Origin of the sequence: Corynebacterium hiratae, assembly GCF_009708045.1 — a bacterium.
GTDB lineage: Bacteria > Actinomycetota > Actinomycetes > Mycobacteriales > Mycobacteriaceae > Corynebacterium > Corynebacterium hiratae.
In genome coordinates this window covers 19,054-40,661 of sequence record NZ_VIOG01000013.1, presented here as the reverse complement: position 1 = coordinate 40,661, position 21,608 = coordinate 19,054, and the positions used below count along the sequence as shown (strand labels likewise).

The window sequence follows — 21,608 nt, the reverse complement described above, 5'->3', positions numbered from 1 at the left end:
CGGAGAGTGCAGCCGCCGGGATTCCGGCAACGGCCGTGGCGAGGTGCTCGCCGCGAGTACGGGAAAGCGCAAGGCCCGCAGCCCACGCGCCGGCGCGCAGGCCCCAACCCAGCGCATCATTGCGCGCGCCGCGCAGCGCCCACGCGAAGGATGCGTATTGCACGCTGACACACGTCACGCCGAACGTCGTTGGTGCGCTGCGCTTGGCGGCTTGGCCAAGCGCAGCGGCGATAAGCCCCACCCGGGTCTCCGGTGCACAGTCCGAGCGCAAGGCCAGCAACACGGGTACAGCGGCGGTCGTGGCCGTGCCGAGCGCACGCCAATTAAACAGGCGTGACCACACGGCACTCTCCCCCAGGGCGAGCGCGCCGAGGGTGAAGTGATCGCGGCCAGTAAAGGCCGGACCCACCGCGCGCAGGAGAGCCTCAGTCCCCTCCTGGGTGCGGGCAACCATGTCGCGGGCGAAGCTGGTCTTCATGTCCTGCTACTTCCTGCGCGATCCGGCCTTGACCACGTTCTTGGTGCCGGGCGAAGGCTTCTTCGTGGCCTTCTTGCTCGACTTCTTCGTGGCCTTCTTCGTCGATTTCTTGGTCGACTTCTTAGTACTCTTCTTCGTCGACTTCTTCGCCCCGCCGTTCGCAGCATCCTTGGCGCGGCGCTCGGAGAGAAGCTCGTTCGCGCGGGCGTCGGTAAGCTGCTCCGGATCGTCACCACGGCGCAGCGAGGCATTCGTGGTGCCGTCGGTGACATACGGGCCAAAGCGGCCGTCCTTAACCGTCATCGGCTTGCCGGAGACGTCGTTATCACCCAGCTGCTTCAGCGGCGGCTGCGCGGCAGCACGGCCACGGCGCTTCGGCTCCGCGTAGATGCGGCGCGCCTCGTCCAAGGTGATGGAGAAGATTTGCTCCTCCTTGGCCAAGGAACGCGAATCCTTGCCCTTCTTCAGGTACGGGCCATAGCGGCCGTTCTGCGCGGTGATGACCTCCCCATCCGAGGGGTCCACGCCCACCTCACGCGGCAGGCTCAACAACTTGAGTGCTTCCTCCAGCGTGACGCTGGACGGCTCCATCGAGGCAAAGAGCGAGGCCGTGCCCGGCTTGAGCTTCTCCTCAACGTACTCAGCAATGCGCTTTTCCTTCTGCTTCGCCGCAGTCTTGGTCTCCCAGTTCTTCGCGCGCTTGCCCTCGGCCGCGCGCTGGGCGTCCTCCGCGGCGCGCTCCTCCTTGACGATCTCCTCGGCCTCGGCCTCGGCCTTCTCGCGCTCGTCGTCACGCACCTGCTCGGTCACGTACGGGCCGAAGCGGCCCTCCTTGGCCACGATGGTGCGTCCGTTCTCCGGGTTCTGGCCCAGCTCGCGCCCGCCCTGCGGGGTGGCAAAGAGCTTCTCCGCCAAAGCCTCGTTGAGCTCATCCGGGGTGACCGTCTCCGAGAGGTTGGCGCGCTGGTACTCCACCGTGCCGTCCTCGTTGGTACCCACGGCGCGCTCGATATACGGCCCATAGCGGCCCACGCGCACGAAGACATCGCGGCCCTCAGCGTCGGTGTAGAGACGCAGCGAGTTGACCTGGCGGGCGTCGATGGCCTCCAGGTTGATGTCCACCAGGGACTTCAGGCCGCCGTGGCGGGCAATGGATGCGGCCTTGCGCTCGCCGGCCTCCGTGTTGCCGAAGTAGAAGTTATTCAGCCAATCCGTGCCGTTCTCCGAACCGGCGGCAATGGCATCGAGCTCATCCTCCATGGAGGAGGTGAAGTCATAGTCCACCAGCTCGGTGAAGTTATTCTCCAGCAGGCCCACGACCGCGAAGGCGACCCACGAGGGCACCAGCGCGTTGCCGCGGGAGAGCACGTAGCCGCGGTCCTGGATGGTCTTGATGATGGAGGCGTACGTCGACGGGCGCCCAATGCCCAAATCTTCCATCTTCTTGACCAGGCTGGCTTCGGTATAGCGTGCCGGCGGGTTGGTGGAGTGGCCGTCGGCAGTCACCGCGGACGTCGTCAGCGTGTCGCCCTCATTGAGGTGCGGCAAGCGCGACTCTTCCTTCGAACCCTTCGCCGCCACGTCCTCGTAGGCCTTGAGGAAGCCCGGGAAGGTAATCGTGCGGCCGGTGGCGGAGAAGTCGGCGTCGTGGCCGCCGGCGTTGACCGCCGCGGTCACCTTCATCGAGGTTCCCTTGGCATCGGCCATCTGGGAGGCCACGGTGCGCTTCCAAATCAGCTCGTAGAGCTTGTACTCCTCGGCGTCGAGCTGCCCGGCCAGCTGGCCCGGGGTGGCAAAACGCTCACCCGCGGGGCGGATGGCCTCGTGGGCCTCCTGGGAGTTCTTCACCTTACGGTCGTAAGTGCGCGGCCCGTCGGCCACAAACTCGGCGCCGAAAATAGACGTCGCCGCCTCACGTGCTGCGTCCAGGCCCTGCTTGGACAGGGAGGTCGAGTCGGTACGCATATAGGTAATGTGGCCGTTCTCGTAGAGGCGCTGCGCAATGCGCATCGTGCGCTCCGAGGTGTAGTGCAGGCGCCGGCCCGCCTCCTGCTGCAGGGTCGAGGTCATAAACGGCGCGGAAGGCTTGCGCGAATAGGGCTTGTGCTCGACGCTGGCCACGGTCATGGTGGAGCCTTCCAGCACGCTGGCCAGCTGCTCCGCCTGGGCCTGCTTGACGACGACCACCTCGTCGCTCTTCAGCTGACCCCTATCGTTGAAGTCGCGGCCCGCGGCCACGCGCTTGCCGTCGAGGGCACTCAGGCGTGCATCGAAATCCGGCGTGGATTTCAGCGTTGCCGTGAGATCCCAGTACTCGGCGGGGATGAACGCCATGCGCTCGCGCTCGCGCTCGACGATGACGCGGGTAGCTACCGACTGCACGCGGCCAGCCGATAGCCGCGGCATGACCTTCTTCCACAACACCGGGGAAACCTCGTAGCCATAGAGGCGGTCGAGAATGCGGCGGGTTTCCTGGGCGTCGATGAGGTTTTCATCGAGCTCACGGGTGTTTTCCGCGGCCTCCAGGATGGCGGACTTGGTGATCTCGTTGAAGACCATGCGACGCACCGGCACCTTAGGCTTGAGCACCTCGAGCAGGTGCCAGGCAATGGCCTCGCCCTCGCGGTCGGGGTCTGTTGCGAGATAAAGCTGGTCGCATTCCTTCAGCTTGGCTTTGAGGTCCGCGACCTTCTTCTTCTTGTCCTGGCTAATGACGTAGAGCGGGGTGAAGTTATCCTCCGGGTTCACGCCGAGGCGTGCCCAGGATTCCTTCTTATATTTAGCGGGGACGTCGGCAGCGCCGCGGGGAAGGTCCCGGATGTGGCCGACGGAGGCCTCAACAATGTACTTATCGCCGAGGTAAGGCTGAATCTTCTTCGCCTTGGTTGCTGACTCGACGATGACCAGGGTCTTCCCCGGGCCGGTAGCTTCTGCCACTTCGACTTCATCCCTTCCGATGGCTAGTCCTCTGCTGGGCAATTGCCCCTAGAGTACACAGATAGAGGTTCACTCTAGTTATTCAGGCCAGTACACGTCCACACAACAGGGGGTCTATACTGGCCGTCCGAGGATTCGCCTCACAGCACACAACAGGGAGACAGCGTGATTGCGTCTATTACTGCATGGTTCGAGGTCATCATGGCCACCCAGTGGATTTATCCGCTGGTGGGCTCGCTGATTTTCCTCGACTGCTTCTTCCCCGTTTTGCCTTCAGAGGTTCCCCTCAACATGGTGGGCGCCTGGTCTGGTTCCCAAGGATTCCCCCACCTCCCCACCATGTTTTTCGTCGCCATGGTTGCCGCCATTTTGGGGGATAACTTGTGCTTCCTCCTGGGAACCCGGCTCATTGCCCTTATTAATAGAGCCCAAAAGGGCACGAAGGCTTATGACGCCTTGACGTGGGTCAAGCGCAACATTCGACGCAGCGGCGGCGCAGCCATCATCATTGCGCGTTTCATCCCCTCGGCCCGGCTCTTCATGACGATTCTGCTGGGTTCCATGCGCTACCCGTGGGTACTGTTTTTCTTCTTCGACACCATCGGCGTCCTGCTGTGGGTGGCACAGGCTCTAGCCATTGGTTATCTCGGCGGCGTGGCCTTCTCCGGCTCGCCAGCAATAGCCATGCTCATTTCCATCATCGCCGCCGTCATCATCGGCTACGGCCTGCAGAAGGGACAGAATAAGCTGCTGGAGTGGTGGGATACCCGACGCGGCTATGCCGAATCCCCCTAAACCACCTCGACGTTGGTGGCCTGCTGGCCTTTAGCGTCTTCCCCAATCTCAAAGGAGACGCGCTGGTTATCTTCGAGGGTACGGAAGCCGGTTCCTTGGATTTCGGTGTAGTGCACGAAGATGTCGCCGGAGCCGTCCTCCTGCTCAATGAAGCCGTAGCCTTTTTCGGCGTTGAAGAACTTGACGGTACCGTATGCCATGATGAGTTGTCCTTTGCGGAAATAAAGTAGTGCAAACTAGTGCACTAGTGTGCCACGTTTGGGCACCTACAGCAGATTAGTGGAGGCAAGCGTGAGTGAGAACCCTCTGGGCGAGGAGCTCGTCGAGCACCTCGTTGAGCGTTTCCCCGAGTCCGAGCTAACACACTCCACTACCCTGCCCGCCCAGCCAGCGAGCTATGCCGAGTGGCCAGAGTGGGTGCTGCCGGAGTTGCGGTCGGCGTGGGAGGAGCAAGGCGTCGCCAAGCTCTATGCCCACCAGGTCGCCGTGGCACAGGCCGCGTGGGAGGGGCGCGATGTGGTGGTCTCCACCGGCACGAGTTCCGGAAAGTCCCTGGGCTACCGTTTGCCCATCCTGTCCCACCTGGCGCAGGACCCGACCGCGTGCGCGCTCTACATCACGCCAACGAAGGCGCTGGGTTCGGACCAGCTGCGCACGGTGCTCGAGCTCACGCAGGGCATCGCTGCGCTTCACGACGTCCACCCCGCCCCCTACGACGGCGATACCCCCACCGAAGCGCGCGCCGGCATCCGCGATCAGGCGCGGTTCATCTTTTCCAACCCGGACATGATTCATTCTTCTCTGCTGGGCGCACACCAGCGGTGGGCGCGGGTGCTGCGGCACTTGAAGTTCATCGTGATTGATGAGGCGCACGCCTACCGCGGGGTTTTCGGGGCGAACGTGGCGCTCGTGGTGCGGCGTTTGCTGCGGCTGTGCGCGCACTATGACTCGCGGCCGGTGGTGATTGCGGCTTCGGCGACCATGCGGGATCCCGCCCGGCATGCTGCACGGCTGACGGGGCGCGAGTTTCTCCCCGTAACCGAGGATGGCGCGCCGACGGGTGCGCGGACGGTCGCGCTGTGGGAGCCGGGCTTCATGGAAGGCATCGAAGGCCAAAACGGCGCCCCCGTGCGCCGCGCCGCCACGACGGAGGCGGCCTGGATGATGGCCGCGCTCGTGGCGCAGGGCGCGCGGACCTTGACCTTTGTGCGCTCGCGGCGCGCGGCAGAGACCACCGCGCTGCGGGCAGCAGAAGAGCTCTCCGGGAGGCTGGGCCGGCCGGATTTTGCGCGCCGGATTGCCGCCTACCGCGCGGGGTATCTGGCCGAGGACCGCCGCGCGCTGGAGCAGGCGCTGGATGATGGCTCCCTGCTCGGCGTGGCCACCACGTCTGCTTTGGAGCTGGGCATCGACGTCGGCGGGTTGGATGCCGTGGTCACCGCCGGGTTCCCAGGTACCGTCGCTAGTTTTTGGCAGCAGGCCGGACGCGCGGGCCGCCGCGGCCAGGGCTCGCTGGTGGTGCTGGTGGCCCGCGATGAACCGATGGACACCTACCTGGTCCACCACCCGGAAGCGCTGTTAGGCCGGCCGGTGGAGGCCAGCGTGTTCAACCCAGCTAACCCCTACATCCTGGCCGGGCACGTGTACTGCGCGGCGGTGGAGAAGCCGCTAAGCGACGCCGACGTGGCCGCCTTCCGCGCCGAATCCGTGGTCCACGACCTAGCCCAGCAAGGCTTGCTGCGCCGGCGCCCGCAGGGCTGGTTCGCTGCTCCCCTGCCGGCTGGCTCCAGCGAGCTCACCCCGGAGACCGCGCACACGGCCGTCTCGCTGCGTGGCGGCTCGGGCGAGGAGGTCATGATTGTGGATTCCTCCGATGGCCGCTTGCTCGGCACCATTGATTCCGCGCGCGCGGTGAGCCAGGTACATCCCGGCGCGGTGTATCTGCACCGTGGCGAGAGCTTCGTCATCGAGGAACTACACCTGGGCAGCGCTGGTGGCGCAGCTCCCGCCGAGCCGGGCGTGGCCCTCGCCGTGCCAAAGGCCCCGGACTACACCACGCAGCCGAAGTCCACGACGGATATCCGCATCCTGAGCGAAGCCGATGAGCTGGTGAACTACGCCCCCGGCCTGTGGGTGGCCAGCCTGGAGGTTGAGGTGACCGATAAGGTCACCGGCTACCAGGTGCGGCTTCCCGATGGCTCCGTGGGCGAGGATATCCCCCTTGACCTGCCGGAGCAGCGCCTGGTGACCCGGGCGGTGGCCTACACCATCGATCCGCTGGCACTCGCAGCGATGGGAGTCACCGCCGGGCGCACCCCGGGCACCCTCCATGCGGCAGAGCACGCCGCCATTGGGTTGCTGCCGCTCATTGCCACCTGCGACCGCTGGGACATCGGCGGCGTGTCCACCGCGCAGCACGCCGATACGGGCTTGCCCACGGTCTTCGTCTACGACGGCCATCCCGGCGGCGCCGGCTTCGCCGAGGAAGGTTTCCGCCGCTTCCCCGAGTGGATCAAGGCCACCTTTGAGGCCGTGCGCTCCTGCCCTTGCGAATCCGGCTGCCCGTCGTGCGTGCAGTCCCCCAAGTGCGGCAACGGCAACAACCCTCTGGACAAGGCAGGCGCTATAGCCCTCCTCGGCGCGCTGGTCACCATGACCTCTTAGACCGGACCAGCGCGGGCAATAGCGCTGCGCCCGCGCAGCCGGGCAGTAACCTCAACGTCGCGCCCATCGATGACGCAGGAGCCAAGCTCCGCGCCGTTGAGCGCGGCAATCTCTGTGGCCTTCGTGCAGGCCTCCCTGCCCTTGGCCACCTCCCACGCACCGGCCACCGCGGCAAGGTCCGCCGCCACCTGCGCTTCGTGCCGCGCCACAACGAGCGAAGCAACCGCCGCAACCGCCAGCAACAGAGAAGCCACTGCGGCGATGATCCCGGCAGTGACGACGGTGGCATAACCCTCCTCCCCCGCCAGGATCCGCGACCAGCTGCGCCGATGACGCCTCATGGCTGCGCCCCGTTGTTCCCACCCGCTGCCATCTCCGCAGGAAACACCGCCTGCGCGCGCATGGTCCCCAGCGGTGCCGGCACGGCGGCCTCAGCGGTCATAAGCCCGGAGCCTTCGCTCACGTTCACCGTCACTCCATCGCGCTGAAAGTCCACGCCGATGGCGGCGGAGCGAGCCGCAGCGCCCGCGGCATCAACGGCAGCGAGGTGGGCCGACAACGTGGCGATGCCACCCACGATTCCCGCAGCAACGATGACGAGCGCGGACAGCGACAATGCCGCCTCGATGGTGACGGAGCCGGCGTCATCAAGCGCGCGCATTAGCCTGGGGTGTTGGACAGGGCGTCGGTGATGATGGACGTAATGGCGCTGGTGACTTCGCCACCATTGACCACGGCATAGAGCACCGCGGCAAGCGCTGCGGCTGCGAGCGAACCCATGGCATATTCAATCGTGGACATACCATCATCATTCCCTAATAGTGACTGGTAGTTTACCTTTTTCTGCATGATGTACCTAGCTTTCTTTTCCAGTGTTTGTGTTGGTTGCATGTACTGAGTTGGTGAGTGGTTAGTTGTATGTGCTGACTTAGAAAAGTTGCTGGCCCAAGCTGATGAGGACAGGTATCAACCCAAGGACCAGGAATGCGGGAAGGAAGCACACCGCCAGCGGTGCTGCGATGAACACGCCAGCGCGTTCCGCCCGCGCGGTAGCTTGTGCCGAGGCTTCGGCACGCAGCTGCGCCACCAAACGGTGACACCCAGCCGCCATGGCCGCACCCGATTCGCCGGACAGCTGCGTCAGTCGCACAAGTTCTTCCAAATGCGGCTGACTGGCCAGCGCCGACCACGCGGTACTCATGGGAACCCCCACCCCGATGAGAGCTGCCGCCTCCGACCACTGCGGTGAGGCTTCAGCGACTGCTAGCACCGCGCTGCGCGTGGAGAGACCAGCCTCTAGGCAAGCAGCAAAAAGCTCCAAGTCGCTTGCCGCATCGAGCGGGCCGTATTCTGCCGCTGGGCCATCGCGCGGCGTCTTCGGGCGCGGTGTGCGCGACCCTGACTGGGCTATCCTCCCGGCTGGCGCAGCAGCAGTAATAGCGAGTGCTGCAGCCAGCAAGGCAGCGGATAAATACGTCACGACCATCACTGCGCTGCCTTCCGCAATATCAAGCGCGACCAGATGAATCCGGCGCAGACGAGTGCCACGCCGACGTCGAGAAGCAGGCCACCGAGACCACCGCCAAGCAAAAGCCCCAAAGAATCCGCGCCCATCGCCCCGCCCATGAGGATGCCCGCCAGCGGCAAGCACGCCAGGATGACCGCGGTGGCCTGTGGGCCCTGCAAGGAGGCCGCGGTCTCACCGGCGTGGCGGCGCGCGGTATCCAGTTGGCTTTGAGCCTGCTCAATGAGGCTCGCCAAGGCCACGCCATGGCGTCCGGAGAGCGTGAGCAACGCCGCGTAGCGCCTAACCTCCGGTGCGGTGAGAGCAACTGCGGGTTCCCCGCCCTGCGCCGCGAGGCCCGCTGCCGTGCTCAACGCGGCGCGGAGATTCTCCGGGGTGGAGTCTGGAAGGGCGTCGGCGCCCCGGCGAAGCGCGCCCGCCGTCGTCGATCCCGCCCGCAGTTCAGCCGCAACAGAGCCAAAGTAGGAGGCGAGCGCTTCTGCGCCGCGGCGCTCGCGCCGGGAAGCCGCAAGGTCGTTGACAAACCACAACGCACAGGCCAGGATGCAGCCGGCCGCCACCACAACCGTCGGCCTTCCGAAGAAGACACAGCACCCCACCCCGAGAAAGAGCAGCGCTGGGGCCAGCGAGCGTGACTTCGGCGATTCCAGCCGCGTCACCGAAGCAGGCTGCGAGAGCAAACACGCCGCTGCAAGGAATAGCCACATCATGGTTCCACCCCCAGCCGCGAGCACAGCTGCGCAAACCCAGGAAGGGGGCCGTCTTCGACCGTCCACACCAGCTGCGGTGTGACCGGGTTTCCCTCCAGCACGCCGACGTGGGCTAAACGCCGGCCGTGCGCGGTGCGCTCCATCCCGAGGACCACGTGCACGGCGGCCGCCAGCTGCGAATGCAGCGCTACGCGGTCGAGCCCGCCGAGAGCGGCGAGTGCCTCCATCCGGGCGGGCACTTCATCAACAGAGTTTGCGTGCACGGTGCCCGCACCACCATCGTGCCCGGTGTTGAGCGCAGCCAACAACTCCACGACCTCCGCGCCGCGGATCTCCCCGACGACGATGCGGTCCGGGCGCATGCGTAGCGCTTGGCGGAGCAGGAGCGACATGGATATCTCGCCGCGCCCTTCCGCATTAGCCCGGCGCGAGACCAAGGTCACCGCGTGCGGGTGATTGGGCGAAAGCTCCGGGGTGTCCTCGATGATGAGCAGGCGTTCAGTGGCGGGCACGCACCCCAATAAGGCAGCGAGCAACGTCGTCTTGCCGGAGCCAGTCCCACCAGTGACCAGGAAGGATGCCCGCTGCTTAACCACGGCACGCAAGACATGCTCCAGGCTGGCGTCAATGCTCCCATTGGCCACCAACTCCCCCAGGCTGGTTTGCGCCTGCCGTAGCACGCGGAGGCTAATGCACGTTCCGCCGGCCGATGGCGGAGCCAACAACGCATGAAGGCGAATGCGGGTGCCATCGGGGCGGGTGAGGCGCCCATCGGCAAAAGGTTGCGCATCATCCAACCGCACGCCCGCCACCGCAGCCAACCGGGTGGCCAGCTGGCGCACCTCGGCGTCGTCGGCAAAGCCAATATCGCGCGGCTGCAAGCCCTGTCCGCAATCAACGAAGCAGGAATCGGGGCCGTTGACAACGACATCGGTAAGGCCTGGCAGCGACAACACTGGTTCCAGCAGCCCCAGCCCCACGGAATCGTGGCGCAGACGCTGCAGGAGGTCAAGCACATCAACATCGCTGATGACGCCGGCTTCCTGACGAATGCGCCGCGCCAAGGCCGGAGCATCGTGGGCAAGCTGCGGCTCGGAGGCCACGATGGTGCGCATCGTATCGAGCAGGCTCATGCCACGGCCTCCCAAATCTGGCGGGTCACCCGCGTCAGGGCGCGTGGCAGCTGCCGCGGCAACCCACTCGTTTCTACCGTGCGGGTCAGACCACGGATGGTCGGCAGGTCAGCGATGGGATCCGCATGGGTGACCGTGGCAATGTCGCTGGAATCGAGACCTGCCCACTGGCGGTGGCGCACGACGACGGAGCAGTCCTGCGGCCGGGCGCGAAGCTCTGCTACCAGCTGCGCGCAGGCGGCAGCCGCCCGCACCTCTGCGGCGGTCAGCAACACTACGTGATCCGCCGCATCGGGGATATCCCACGGAGGGCAGTCCACAACCACGGTCCCTGGGTATAAGCAGGCGGCCTGCATAATGGCCGCGCGCCGTGTCGTGCTCATCGCAACCGCCTCTGCGCTGGCCGACCTCGCAGCCGAGAGAACCGCGATGCCATCTGGGGTGGTGGGCAATGCACGGACGAGGTCTGCCGCATCAACCGCACCGGTCCCCGCAGCGAGATCCGGCCACCGCGCGCCGGGCTTGTTTTCAATGCCGATGAGCAAGTCGAGCCCTCCGGAATTGGGGCACGCATCAACCAGAAGGTCCGCGCCCGCCTCACGGGCCAGCGCCGCCGCCACCGTCGAGACCCCCAAGCCACCAGCGGAACCGGTCACCGCTACGGTCACGCCAGTGGACACCGTTGTCTCGGGACTGGTTTCTGTGGCGAGCGCACCTAGGAGTTCTTTGGATTGCGCAGGCAGGATAAAGGCAGCTGTGGCCCGGCAGCATAGTGCAGCTTCATAGTCGATCGGCCCCGGGTCGAGCGCCACAAAGTACACCCGTGGATGTCCCGCCACCAGGCGAGCTGTCAGCGAATCAGCCAAGACGGCATCCGCCTTGGGCAGGTGCCGGGAGAAGTCCCGCGGATCCTCCACAGTGCTCACTTCCGCAGTACTGGCAGCGGCCGTGGATGCTGCCTCTGCTCGCAGTGTGGAGTCCCCAACGGCGATAACTAGGTGAAACGTGCTCATGCCTGAAGCATGCGCGAGCGAACCAACCGCGCACTAGGGCTACCTAGCCGCCTGTGGATAACTCGGCTGTTTTCGCGTCATTCGCACCCATTTTGCTGACTCTTAAACAAAGTTACGGGGCTTAGGTACCGATAATTCACAGGGAACCAAAAACTTGCCTCTTAAGCGGGCCCCGCGCCTGGGCGGCCCCAAAGCAAATACCCCCGAGCTGCGCTCGAGGGTATCGCAATAAGTGCGGTAGATAATGGCTTGGTTAGCCATTAAACTCGGGTGGTGAGTCTGAGACTCGGCCCGAGGGGCGCTTGCTTTTAGCCTGCGGCTATGGCGTTCAGCGCCTCACTTAAGAGTATCGTTGGCGCTTCAATTCTGTCAATGACCTCTCATGGCTTGTCTCAATCTTCAAAAGTGATGTACGGCAGTCACTGAAGTGACTCTCACCTAATGCAGCCGCAATACCTTTCGAAAGCCTGGCCTTTGGCGAACGATCTTCCAAGAAGGCCTCCAAACCCACGTCTTCGATCTTCTTTCGCGCATGGAAAACCGAACTAGCTAGCAAATCCGCCACCTGCAGAGCCGGACACGTCCGAGAATCCAGGCTAACCGCCGTTGCAAACCGCTTATTTCCGAATCTCTGATTGAGAGAATTCACCAGCGCATCTCCATAGGAAACCCCGACAGGAACATCAATGTGATCAAGCAGCACCACCCCAACCTCACGCCGAGTAACCAACCCCCGTAACAGCCGATCTGTCGCGAACAAATGCCCCTGCCACTGTTCTCGGCTACTCCATGGATCAAAATGCCTCTTGTCCAGAACAAAAGCACCAAACGAGCAGCCCGCGTTTACCGCTGTTTGAAAAATCTCCAGCAAAATAGGTCCAGAGTGTTTAGTGACTTTCGAAAACTTAATCTCGTCAGCCTTTGTGAAGTTGTGCTGCTCACGACATGCCTTAATCTCTCTCGAAAGGAAATCAGGATCCCCCGTTCGAACAGCCGCAACAACAAAATACTTCCCTAAAGTTCCTTTACTCCCTGCTTCATCAACAAAGTAGACGGTGCTTTCTGTAGCAAGTGGCAAACTCACTTGAGGGGGAACGGAACCTCCTCGGCGAGAGGAAGAATTTGAACGATAGCCTGTCACGACTGAGATTATATCGCCACGCCAGGACATTAAATACGAACAGTTTGATGGCGGAAAAATTAAAAAGGTGATGGCCCGCGCCTCGGGGGGGGTGTGCGCGGGCCATCGGTAACCCGGCATCGGGGGGTGCGCCGGGGCAGGCCGCACTGTATATCGGGGCCTTGCACATCACATTATGACATGCGAGGGAACAGATGACAACAGCGAGCGACAACATTCCTTGAGATCCCTAACACCGTGCCGATGCACTCCCGGTTCTGCCTGCTAAGAGGCTACGATGAGCAGGGTAACTCGCACAATGACGGCAGGCCTTCCTCGATGACCGGTACCCCTTTTCCCACTGACGGCGCCACCCGCGCGGCCGCGTTCTTCGACTTGGACAAAACGATCATTGCCACATCCTCGGCCTATGCCTTCGGCCGCGAGTTCATGCACAACGGCCTCATCAGCCACGCCGAGGCCCTCCAGCTGTCCTTAGCCAAAGCAAGTTACATGCTGGCTGGACACAGCAGTGAACACATGGACACCACCCGCGATCAGCTCGCCGCCATGGCCGCCGGCTGGTCCGTCAAGGAAGTCCACGACATCGCGGTAGAGACCATGCACACCGTGGTCACCCCCGCCATTTATGCGGAGGCACGCGCGCTTATCGACGCCCACCGCGCCGCCGGCCACGAGGTGGTGATCATCTCGGCGTCGGCAAGCGTGCTGGTCGAGCCCATCGCACAGGAACTGGGCATCGAGCACGTTGTGGCCACCGAGCTCGCCGAGGAAGACGGCCGGTTCACTGGAGAGATACTGTTTTATTGCAAAGGTGCAGCGAAGGCCGAAGCCTTGGCCCGCATGGCCGCACAGCTCAACGTCGACCCCGACGCATCCTTTGCCTACTCCGATTCCGCCACAGACATCCCGATGCTGGAGCAGGTTGGCCACCCCGTTGCCGTGAACCCGGACCGCCTGTTGAAGAAGCACGCCATCACCCACGACTGGGAAATTCGCACGTTTAAACACCCCGTTCCGCTCTTCACCGCACCCAGCGCCCGCGAATTCGGTATCGGCTCGGCGGTCGTGGCCGGCATCGCAGCCTTAGTGGTCGGCGGGATTTTATTTGCGCGCCAGCAACTGCGCGATTAAGCCGCTTGCGCGATGCCGTCGGCTTCGCGGGCGCCGGCCTCCCAGGCGTCGAGAAGCAGCGTGATGAGCGCCCCCGGATCCTTGTCATAAGCGTCCAGTGCCGCACGGTAGTCCGTGCGATGCCGGTTGAGGTAGGTCTCAGGCACGGCGAATCCCCGCGGATCGAAGCCGGTATGGATGGCGGCGGTACGGGCGGCGACGAGCGCCACGGCGGTGCTGCGCGCACCGAACAGCGAGCGCGCGGCAATCTCCGAGTGCAGCACTACCGGCAACAAGCGGTCGAAATCCACGCCGGCCCCGCGCGTGATGAGCTGTGCCAGCGCCTGCACCACTGCCGGCTCCTGATCCGGGTGGCCCGCGCCGCCCGCCGCGACATCAATCCGGGCAAGGACCTGCAGCGGGGCCCGCGCGAAGGTGCGCACCGTAGCCGCCTGCTTCTCCGGAGCGAGCAAAGAATAGGCACTGACCGCGGGCGGGATACCGTCAGCCTCAAGCGGCGCGCCGTCGATCGCCGCGGCCGCCCGCGCACCGCGCAACAGCGATTCGGAAGAAATAACGTCATACTTGCGCAAGCCCGCGGGTCGGCGGTGTACGCGCGCTATCGCTGCGGCAGCGGAACCGGCTTTGTCCTCCACCCCAGAAAGGGCCATCAGCGGGGTCAGCGGGTCAGAATGCGGCATACCCATTACAATAACGCCGTACCCACTTTGCGGGCCGCACCACATGAACTCTGGAAAGTTCATTACTATGGCCGATATAGATTGCGACAAAACAGTAGGAGTATTAAACCGTGAGCAACGACGGACTATTCACTGACGGGTCCAACAAGTTCGCCCCGAAGGTAGACAGCATTCCCTTGAGCGATGCGGATACCTCCCGCCGTGGCGAAGCATCCATCGGCCAGCTCGTGTCCAACGCCACCGAGCAGATGTCCCAGCTGGTTCGCTCTGAGGTTGAGCTAGCCAAGACCGAGCTCGCTGCTTCTGCCAAGAAGGGCGGCATCGGCGCGGGCATGTTCGGTGTGGCCGGCACCGTGGCTCTGTATAGCTCCTTCTTCTTTTTCTTCTTCCTGGCGGAGCTGCTGGCCGTATGGCTCGACCGTTGGGCTGCCTTCCTGATTGTCTTCCTCATTATGGTCGTCTTGGCCGCCGTCGTGGCCTTTATCGGTTTCAAGCAGGTCAAGCAGGTCAAGGCCCCGGAGAAGACCATCCAGTCCACGAAGGAACTCAAGAAGCTGGTTCCGGGTAAGGCTGAGAAGTCCATCGAGCGTGGTCTCTACACCTAAACCCTCAGGGTCCTTTCTCTCTCTTTACAGCCCCGCCCCGAGCATCTGCGTTCGGGGCGGATTTCGTCTATCTACCCTCCCCCTTCGAAAGGCCCGCCCCTATGAATCCCCTACCGCCCTCCGTAGTGGAGCTTGACGGCCCCTTTGAGCACGAGTTCCTGCACACGCGCGGCATCCGCCTGCACGCCGTCACCGCCGGCAACCCGGATGACCCGCTGGTGCTGCTACTCCATGGTTCTTTCGGCGGGTGGTTCGACTTCCGGAATGTCATTGCCCCGCTTGCCGACGCCGGCTTCCACGTCGCCGCCCTCGACATGCGCGGCTTTGGCATGTCTGACAAACCGCCGCTCGAACCCGGCCAGGATATCCGCGTGGCGGTTGGCGATGTCAGTGGTGCCATCCGCGCATTAGGCCACGATGATGCCTACCTGGTTGGTGCGGATACCGGTGGTGCGGTGGCATGGGCGCTGGCGACCGAGCGGCCCGAGCGGGTACGCGGGCTGGTTTCTGTTTCGGCAGCACACCCAACCGATTTGCGCCGCGCCATCGCCGCACGCCCCTGGGATTTCGGGTGGGTTCTCCTACGCGCGGCGTTGTGCCGCCTGGGAAAGATCGGCGCCCCCAGCCTCCTACTGCGGGAAGATACCTATCACCGGGAGATGGATCTCGATGCTCTCGGATCCTTCAGCGGCGCCGAGCGCGCGGAGGCCCTGCGCTTGCGCGTGGCCTCCTCACGTATTGGAAACGTCCGCCGCGGAATCATCTGGAACCACCGACTGCGCACCGCCGTGGTTCCGCTGAGTTGGCTCGAGCTCAGCGTGCAGTGTCCGACGCTGTTCATTCATGCCGATCAGATGTTGTGGCGGCCGGTAGCCCGGCGCGCGGCGCGACGCTGCCGTGGGGGCTTTACCGCCACCACCACCCCCGGCGCCAAGAACCTCCCCTACCTTGAGAACCCTCACGGTTTTACTCAGACCATCACTCAGTGGCTGCGAGATAGGTAACATTCACCCCCCCTTCGTGTCCCACCCCTCTCAGGGGGATGGGACTTTTTTCATTCTCCAACAAAACCGCAGGTCAGGGACAAATACCTACCGATCTATAGCTTTCATTGCAGGACATATTTTTCGATTCCTTGTATATGAGGCGCGCCACGCGGTAGCTTCATAACAAACCAACACCACAGGTTTTCTACATCTTTCGCACCACGGAGGTCTAAGACCCAACATGACGCTCAAGAAGACACTTGCTGCTCTCTCTGTCGCTACCCTGCCGCTCACCCTCGCGGCCTGTGGTGGCGATAACTCCGGTTCGGACTCTGCTTCCGGCTCCGCATCCGGTGACGGAATCGTCACCGTCAACGGCTCCGAGCCGCAGAACCCGCTCATCCCGGCCAACACCAACGAAACCGGTGGCGGACGCATCGTCGATTCCATCTACGCCGGCTTGGTCTACTACGACGGCGACGGCGAAGCCCAGAACGAGCTGGCTGAATCCATCGAGCCGAACGATGACAACACCGAGTTCACCGTCAAGCTCAAGGAGTCTAAGTTCTCCGACGGCTCCCCGGTCACTGCCAATAACTTCGTGGACGCCTGGAACTACGCCGTGGCCAATGACCAGCTCAACGCTTCCTTCTTTGCCAACATCAAGGGCTTCGAGGAAGGCGTGAAGGAGATGGAGGGCCTTAAGGTCGTCGACGACCACACCTTCACCATCGCACTGAACAGCCCGGAGCAGGACTTCCCGGCACAGCTGGGCTACTCCGCGTTCTACCCGCTGCACGAGTCTGCCCTGGAGGACATGGATTCCTTCGGCCAGAACCCGATTGGTAACGGCCCGTACAAGCTGACCGAGTGGAACCACAACCAGGACGCTACCGTCGTTCCGAACGAAGAGTACAAGGGTGGCCAGACCCCGCAGAACGACGGCATCAAGTTCGTCTTCTACGCCTCCCAGGACGCGGCCTACGCCGACCTGCTCTCTGGAAACCTTGACGTCCTCGACGCCATCCCGGACGCCGCCTTCGACAAGTACGAGACCGACCTCGGTGACCGCGCTGTGAACCAGCCGACCGCCGTGTTCCAGTCCTTCACCTTGGGTGAGAACCTCGAGCACTACTCCGGCGAGGAAGGCGTCCTGCGCCGCCAGGCCATCTCCCACGCTATCAACCGCGAGGAGATCACGGACATCATCTTCAAGGGCACCCGCACCCCGGCCAAGGACTTCACCTCCCCGGTTATGCCGGGCTACTCCGAGGACATCAAGGGCAACGAGGTCCTGAAGTATGACCCGGAGAAGGCTAAGGAGCTGTGGGCTGAGGCCGACAAGATCAACAAGTGGGACAACCCGACCCTCGAAATTGCCTACAACTCCGACGGTGGCCACAAGAGCTGGGTGGATGCAACCACCAACTCCATCAAGAACACCCTCGGCATCGAGTCTGTCGGCGCTCCGTACCCTGACTTCAAGTCCCTGCGCGATGAGGTGACCAACCGCACCATCAAGACTGCCTTCCGCACGGGCTGGCAGGCGGACTACCCGAGCCAGGCCAACTTCCTTGCTCCGCTGTACAAGACCAACGGCTCCTCCAACGACGGTGACTACACCAACCCGGAGTTTGACAAGCTTCTCGACGAAGCCCTGACCTCCACCTCCGAGGAAGACGCCATCAAGAAGTACACCGCGGCCCAGGAAATCCTGTTCAAAGAACTGCCGGTCATCCCGCTGTGGTACTCCAACGCCACCGGCGGCTACTCCGAGAACGTCGACAACGTCGTCTTCTCCTGGAAGTCCCAGCCGGTGTACTACAACATCACCAAGAAGTAACGCCACCTTTGCTACTTCGCACGACCCCCGCAACCTCCGTGAGCGGGGGTCGCCCCACGTTTTCACCCCCGAAGTGTGATTAGAAACGCGCTATAGATTTCCCGGAGCGTGGGATCACACATTAGAATTCTCGTAAGCTTTGACCTGCGTCCCAAAAATCGGAGAACGCTGGCAAGCACCTGCCCCACAATGAGTAAAGGACCACACTATGCTGCGCTATATCGGGCGCCGAGTGCTCCAGATGATTCCGGTGTTCTTCGGAGCCACCCTGCTCATCTACGCGCTCGTCTTCTTGATGCCCGGCGATCCAGTCGAAGCCCTTGGCGGTGACCGCGGCCTCACCGAGGCTGCCCGCGCCCGCATTGAGGCGGAATACAACCTCGACAAGCCGTTCATCATTCAGTATCTGCTCTATATCAAGGGCATCTTCATGTTGGACTTCGGCACGACCTTCTCCGGCGTGCCCGTGACCCAGGTGATGGCTAATGCCTTCCCGGTTACCGTGAAGCTCACCGTCATGGCGATCATTTTTGAATCCGTCTTCGGCATCCTCTTCGGCGTCTTCGCCGGTATGCGCCGCGGCGGCTTCTTCGATTCCACCGTGTTGGTCGTCTCCCTGCTCGTCATCGCCGTGCCCTCCTTCGTTATTGGCTTCGTCTTCCAGTACCTCGTAGGCATTAAGTGGGGCGTCCTGCCGGTTACCGTCGGCGCTAACGCCACGGTGAAGTCCCTTCTCATGCCGGCCATGGTGCTCGGCGCGCTCTCCCTGGCCTACGTCATCCGCCTGACCCGCCAGTCCGTGGCTGAGAACCTGCGCGCCGACTACGTGCGCACCGCCCGCGCCAAGGGCCTGTCCAACGGCGCGGTGACCCGCCGTCACGTGCTGCGCAACTCGCTGATTCCCGTGGCCACCTTCATCGGCGCCGATATCGGCGCACTCATGACCGGCGCCATCGTGACCGAGGGCATCTTCGGCATCAACGGCGTCGGCGGCACCATGTACCAGGCCATTCTGCGCGGTGAGCCGACCACCATCGTCTCCTTCACCACGGTGTTGGTGATCATCTACATCATCGCCAACCTGCTCGTTGACCTCCTGTACGCCGTACTTGATCCGAGGATTCGCTATGCCTAATTTCGAGAAAACCACTCCCTACCCGGGCCAAGAGCACTTCGTCTCGGAAACCGATGAAACGGGTCTCGGCGCGGTCGACGCCGTCAAGGACGAGTCCGCTCCCTCCTCTCAGTGGGGCGAAGCGTGGCGCTACCTACGCCGCCGCCCACTGTTCTGGGTCGCTGCCGTAATGATTCTCGTGGCAGTCCTCCTGGCTATCGCACCGGGTCTGTTTACTAGCACCGACCCGCGCCTGTGCGAACTATCCAGGTCCCTCGCCCCCGCCGAGCCGGGCCACCCCTTCGGCTTCAACCGCCAGGGTTGTGACATCTATGCCCGCGTGATCTACGGTGCGCGTGCGTCGGTCGCCGTCGGCATCCTCACCACGCTGCTCGTCGTGGTGCTTGGTTCAATGATCGGCGCTATCGCCGGCTTCTTCGGCGGCTGGATCGACTCCGTCCTGTCCCGCATCACCGATATCTTCTTCGCCATCCCGCTGGTGCTCGCCGCCATCGTGGTTATGCAGATGTTCAAGGAGCACCGCACCATCATCACGGTGGTCTTGGTTCTTGGCCTCTTCGGCTGGGTCTCTATCGCCCGCATCACGCGCGGCGCGGTAGTCTCCATCAAGAATGAGGAATTCGTGCAATCCGCGCGCTCCATCGGCGCGTCGAGCTGGCGCATCCTGTTTAGCCACATCCTGCCGAACGCGGCCGCACCCATCATCTCCTACGCCACCGTGGCGCTGGGCACCTACATCGTCGCCGAGGCCACCCTGTCCTTCCTGGGCATCGGCTTGCCGCCGACGTTCGTGTCCTGGGGCGGAGACATCTCCGACGCGCAGGCCTCCCTGCGTGTTGCCCCGGCAGTTCTGTTCTACCCGGCGGGTGCCTTGGGCCTGACCGTGTTGAGCTTCATCATGATGGGTGACGTCGTCCGCGATGCACTCGATCCGAAGGCGAGGAAGCGTTAATGACTAACCCACTTCTTGAAATGAAGGACGTTCGCATCTCCTTCACCACGTCGACCGGCGTGGTTGAGGCAGTGCGTGGCGTCAATATGACCATCTACCCGGGCCAGTCCGTGGCCATCGTGGGCGAGTCCGGTTCCGGTAAGTCGACCACGGCGATGTCCATCCTGGGCCTGCTGCCGGGCACCGGCAAGGTCACCGGCGGCCAGATCCTCTTCGAAGGCGAGGACATCACTCACTACAACAACAAGCAATTCGAATCGCTGCGCGGCGACAAGATCGGCTTGGTCCCGCAGGATCCCATGTCCAACCTGAACCCGGTATGGCGCATCGGCACGCAGGTTGAAGAGTCTCTCAAGGCCAACCACGTGGTGGAGGGTTCCAAGCGCCACGAACGCGTTGTGGAGCTTCTGGAGGAAGCCGGGCTTCCCGACGCCGAACGCCGCGCCAAGCAGTACCCCCACGAGTTCTCTGGTGGTATGCGCCAGCGCGCGCTCATCGCGATCGGCCTGGCCGCCCGCCCGAAGCTACTCATCGCCGACGAGCCCACCTCCGCGCTGGATGTAACTGTTCAGAAGACCATCCTGGACCACCTGGAGCACCTCACCGAGGAGCTGGGTAACGCCGTTCTCTTCATTACCCACGACCTTGGTCTGGCGGCCGAGCGCGCCGAACACCTCATCGTGATGCACCGCGGCCGCATCGTGGAGTCGGGCCCGTCGCGCGAGATCCTGCGTTCCCCGCAGCACCCTTACACCCGCCGCCTTGTCAAGGCCGCCCCTTCCCTCGCCTCCTCCCGCATCCGCGCGGCCAAGGAAGCTGGCGTGGAGGCCAAGGAACTCAAGTCGGGCGAGGCTATCGGCACCGCCGTCGAACCTGGCTCCACCGCTGCAGATTCCGCTGAAGGTTCATCTTCCGCGGCTCAGGCCCCGGTCATCTCGGTTCGCAACCTCACCAAGGAATTCGACATCCGCGGACAGCGTGGCGGCAAGAAGCTCCTCAAGGCTGTCGACGATGTCTCCTTCGACATCCGCCGCGGCACCACCCTGGCGCTGGTGGGCGAGTCCGGCTCCGGCAAGTCTACGGTGGCAAACATGGTGTTGGGCCTTTTGGAGCCGACCTCCGGCACCATCGAATTCGAAGGCCGTGATACCTCGAAGCTATCGAAGCAGGAACTCTTCAAGCTCCGCCGCAAAATGCAGGTGGTCTTCCAGAACCCTTATGGCTCACTGGATCCGATGTACTCCATTTACAAGTGCATCGAGGAACCCATGGCGCTGCACAAGGTGGGCTCGCGCAAGGAACGCGAGGCCCGCGTGGCCGAGCTTCTCGACATGGTCTCCATGCCTCGCTCCGCCATGCGCCGCTACCCCAACGAGCTCTCCGGCGGCCAGCGCCAGCGCATCGCCATCGCCCGCGCGCTCGCGCTGCGCCCAGAGGTCATCGTCCTCGACGAGGCCGTTTCCGCCCTGGACGTGCTGGTGCAGAACCAGATCATCCAGCTCCTCGCGGAGCTGCAGTCGGAGCTCAGCCTGTCCTACCTCTTCATTACCCACGACCTCGCAGTGGTCCGCCAGACTGCCGACGACGTAGTTGTGATGAAGAAGGGCCAGGCCGTCGAACAGGGCACCGCCGACGATATCTTCGAAAACGCCCAGCAGGAGTACACCCGCAACCTCATCAACTCGGTTCCGGGTATGCACCTCGATATCGGCACGGATATCTAGCTCAAGCGCGCCGACTACCCGTCAACCTTGCTGTGGTTGGCGGGTTTCGTCTTTAAGGGCTTAAGGATCCTGCCGTGGCTGCCCCTGTTGTATCCGGCGGTGACTGAAGCGCAACCTGGGATCGCCGATATCCCCGTCAGTGTGGCTTTGTCT

20 protein-coding genes are annotated in these 21,608 nt (G+C 63.4%); 9 read left to right on the top strand and 11 right to left on the bottom strand.

Features of this window, described 5'->3' with window-relative positions:
* Positions 1-484: 484 nt before the first annotated feature.
* The gene (gene topA / locus FME68_RS10785; RefSeq protein ID WP_328287824.1) at positions 485-3,415 is read right to left on the bottom strand and encodes a type I DNA topoisomerase; all 2,931 of its coding nucleotides are present in this window, start codon (positions 3,413-3,415) and stop codon (positions 485-487) included.
* 201 nt (positions 3,416-3,616) lie between these two features.
* Between topA and FME68_RS10780 the strand changes: the two genes are divergently transcribed.
* A complete protein-coding gene (locus tag FME68_RS10780; RefSeq protein WP_158397573.1) occupies positions 3,617-4,210 on the top strand; it encodes a DedA family protein in 594 nt (197 codons plus the stop codon).
* Here FME68_RS10780 and FME68_RS10775 read toward each other — a convergent pair.
* Positions 4,207-4,410, bottom strand: coding sequence for a cold-shock protein (locus tag FME68_RS10775; RefSeq protein WP_010189920.1), 204 nt, complete (start codon positions 4,408-4,410; stop codon positions 4,207-4,209). The genes FME68_RS10780 and FME68_RS10775 overlap by 4 nt on opposite strands.
* Positions 4,411-4,501: 91 nt before the next feature.
* Here FME68_RS10775 and FME68_RS10770 point away from each other — a divergent pair, with 91 nt between their 5' ends.
* A complete protein-coding gene (locus FME68_RS10770) occupies positions 4,502-6,874 on the top strand; it encodes a DEAD/DEAH box helicase (protein WP_328287823.1) in 2,373 nt (790 codons plus the stop codon).
* Here the strand turns inward: FME68_RS10770 and FME68_RS10765 are convergent.
* The 8 genes from FME68_RS10765 to FME68_RS10730 all read right to left on the bottom strand — a co-directional run bounded on the left by FME68_RS10765 (position 6,871) and on the right by FME68_RS10730 (position 12,396).
* Positions 6,871-7,215 (bottom strand): Rv3654c family TadE-like protein, encoded by a 345-nt coding sequence (locus FME68_RS10765; RefSeq protein ID WP_158397542.1) that lies wholly within the window; start codon positions 7,213-7,215, stop codon positions 6,871-6,873. The genes FME68_RS10770 and FME68_RS10765 overlap by 4 nt on opposite strands.
* Entirely contained in the window at positions 7,212-7,535 is a 324-nt protein-coding gene (locus FME68_RS10760; RefSeq protein WP_070524107.1) for a hypothetical protein, read from the bottom strand. The genes FME68_RS10765 and FME68_RS10760 overlap by 4 nt, the downstream gene beginning before the upstream one ends.
* Positions 7,535-7,723, bottom strand: coding sequence for a DUF4244 domain-containing protein (locus FME68_RS10755; protein ID WP_049157884.1), 189 nt, complete (start codon positions 7,721-7,723; stop codon positions 7,535-7,537). Before FME68_RS10755 ends, FME68_RS10760 begins: the two co-directional genes overlap by 1 nt.
* Positions 7,724-7,802: 79 nt before the next feature.
* Positions 7,803-8,360 (bottom strand): type II secretion system F family protein, encoded by a 558-nt coding sequence (locus FME68_RS10750; RefSeq protein ID WP_158397541.1) that lies wholly within the window; start codon positions 8,358-8,360, stop codon positions 7,803-7,805.
* A complete protein-coding gene (locus tag FME68_RS10745; RefSeq protein WP_158397540.1) occupies positions 8,360-9,109 on the bottom strand; it encodes a type II secretion system F family protein in 750 nt (249 codons plus the stop codon). Before FME68_RS10745 ends, FME68_RS10750 begins: the two co-directional genes overlap by 1 nt.
* Positions 9,106-10,242, bottom strand: a complete 1,137-nt coding sequence (locus FME68_RS10740) for a TadA family conjugal transfer-associated ATPase (RefSeq protein ID WP_158397539.1) — start codon at positions 10,240-10,242, stop codon at positions 9,106-9,108. Before FME68_RS10740 ends, FME68_RS10745 begins: the two co-directional genes overlap by 4 nt.
* Positions 10,239-11,255, bottom strand: a complete 1,017-nt coding sequence (gene ssd, locus FME68_RS10735; RefSeq protein WP_158397538.1) for a septum site-determining protein Ssd — start codon at positions 11,253-11,255, stop codon at positions 10,239-10,241. Before ssd ends, FME68_RS10740 begins: the two co-directional genes overlap by 4 nt.
* 340 nt (positions 11,256-11,595) lie before the next feature.
* Positions 11,596-12,396, bottom strand: a complete 801-nt coding sequence (locus FME68_RS10730) for a DUF3800 domain-containing protein (RefSeq protein ID WP_195914110.1) — start codon at positions 12,394-12,396, stop codon at positions 11,596-11,598.
* 318 nt (positions 12,397-12,714) lie between these two features.
* Between FME68_RS10730 and FME68_RS10725 the strand changes: the two genes are divergently transcribed.
* Entirely contained in the window at positions 12,715-13,530 is an 816-nt protein-coding gene (locus tag FME68_RS10725) for an HAD family hydrolase (RefSeq protein ID WP_230308979.1), read from the top strand.
* On the opposite strand, the gene FME68_RS10720 is transcribed toward FME68_RS10725, so the two are convergent.
* A complete protein-coding gene (locus FME68_RS10720) occupies positions 13,527-14,216 on the bottom strand; it encodes a type III PLP-dependent enzyme domain-containing protein (protein ID WP_158397536.1) in 690 nt (229 codons plus the stop codon). The two genes, FME68_RS10725 and FME68_RS10720, sit on opposite strands and share 4 nt — an antisense overlap.
* Before the next feature lie 104 nt (positions 14,217-14,320).
* Here FME68_RS10720 and FME68_RS10715 point away from each other — a divergent pair, with 104 nt between their 5' ends.
* The 6 genes from FME68_RS10715 to FME68_RS10690 all read left to right on the top strand — a co-directional run bounded on the left by FME68_RS10715 (position 14,321) and on the right by FME68_RS10690 (position 21,455).
* Positions 14,321-14,815 (top strand): phage holin family protein, encoded by a 495-nt coding sequence (locus FME68_RS10715; RefSeq protein ID WP_046647879.1) that lies wholly within the window; start codon positions 14,321-14,323, stop codon positions 14,813-14,815.
* Positions 14,816-14,916: 101 nt separating this feature from the next.
* Positions 14,917-15,819 (top strand): alpha/beta fold hydrolase, encoded by a 903-nt coding sequence (locus FME68_RS10710; protein WP_144012800.1) that lies wholly within the window; start codon positions 14,917-14,919, stop codon positions 15,817-15,819.
* Positions 15,820-16,042: 223 nt separating this feature from the next.
* Positions 16,043-17,644 (top strand): peptide ABC transporter substrate-binding protein, encoded by a 1,602-nt coding sequence (locus tag FME68_RS10705; RefSeq protein WP_144012801.1) that lies wholly within the window; start codon positions 16,043-16,045, stop codon positions 17,642-17,644.
* 208 nt (positions 17,645-17,852) lie between these two features.
* Positions 17,853-18,779 carry an ABC transporter permease gene (locus FME68_RS10700; protein WP_049157864.1) on the top strand — a complete coding sequence of 309 codons (927 nt, stop codon included), beginning with the start codon at positions 17,853-17,855 and terminating at the stop codon, positions 18,777-18,779.
* Positions 18,772-19,731 carry an ABC transporter permease gene (locus FME68_RS10695; protein ID WP_049157862.1) on the top strand — a complete coding sequence of 320 codons (960 nt, stop codon included), beginning with the start codon at positions 18,772-18,774 and terminating at the stop codon, positions 19,729-19,731. Before FME68_RS10700 ends, FME68_RS10695 begins: the two co-directional genes overlap by 8 nt.
* Positions 19,731-21,455 carry a dipeptide ABC transporter ATP-binding protein gene (locus tag FME68_RS10690; protein WP_158397535.1) on the top strand — a complete coding sequence of 575 codons (1,725 nt, stop codon included), beginning with the start codon at positions 19,731-19,733 and terminating at the stop codon, positions 21,453-21,455. The genes FME68_RS10695 and FME68_RS10690 overlap by 1 nt, the downstream gene beginning before the upstream one ends.
* Positions 21,456-21,608: the final 153 nt, after the last annotated feature.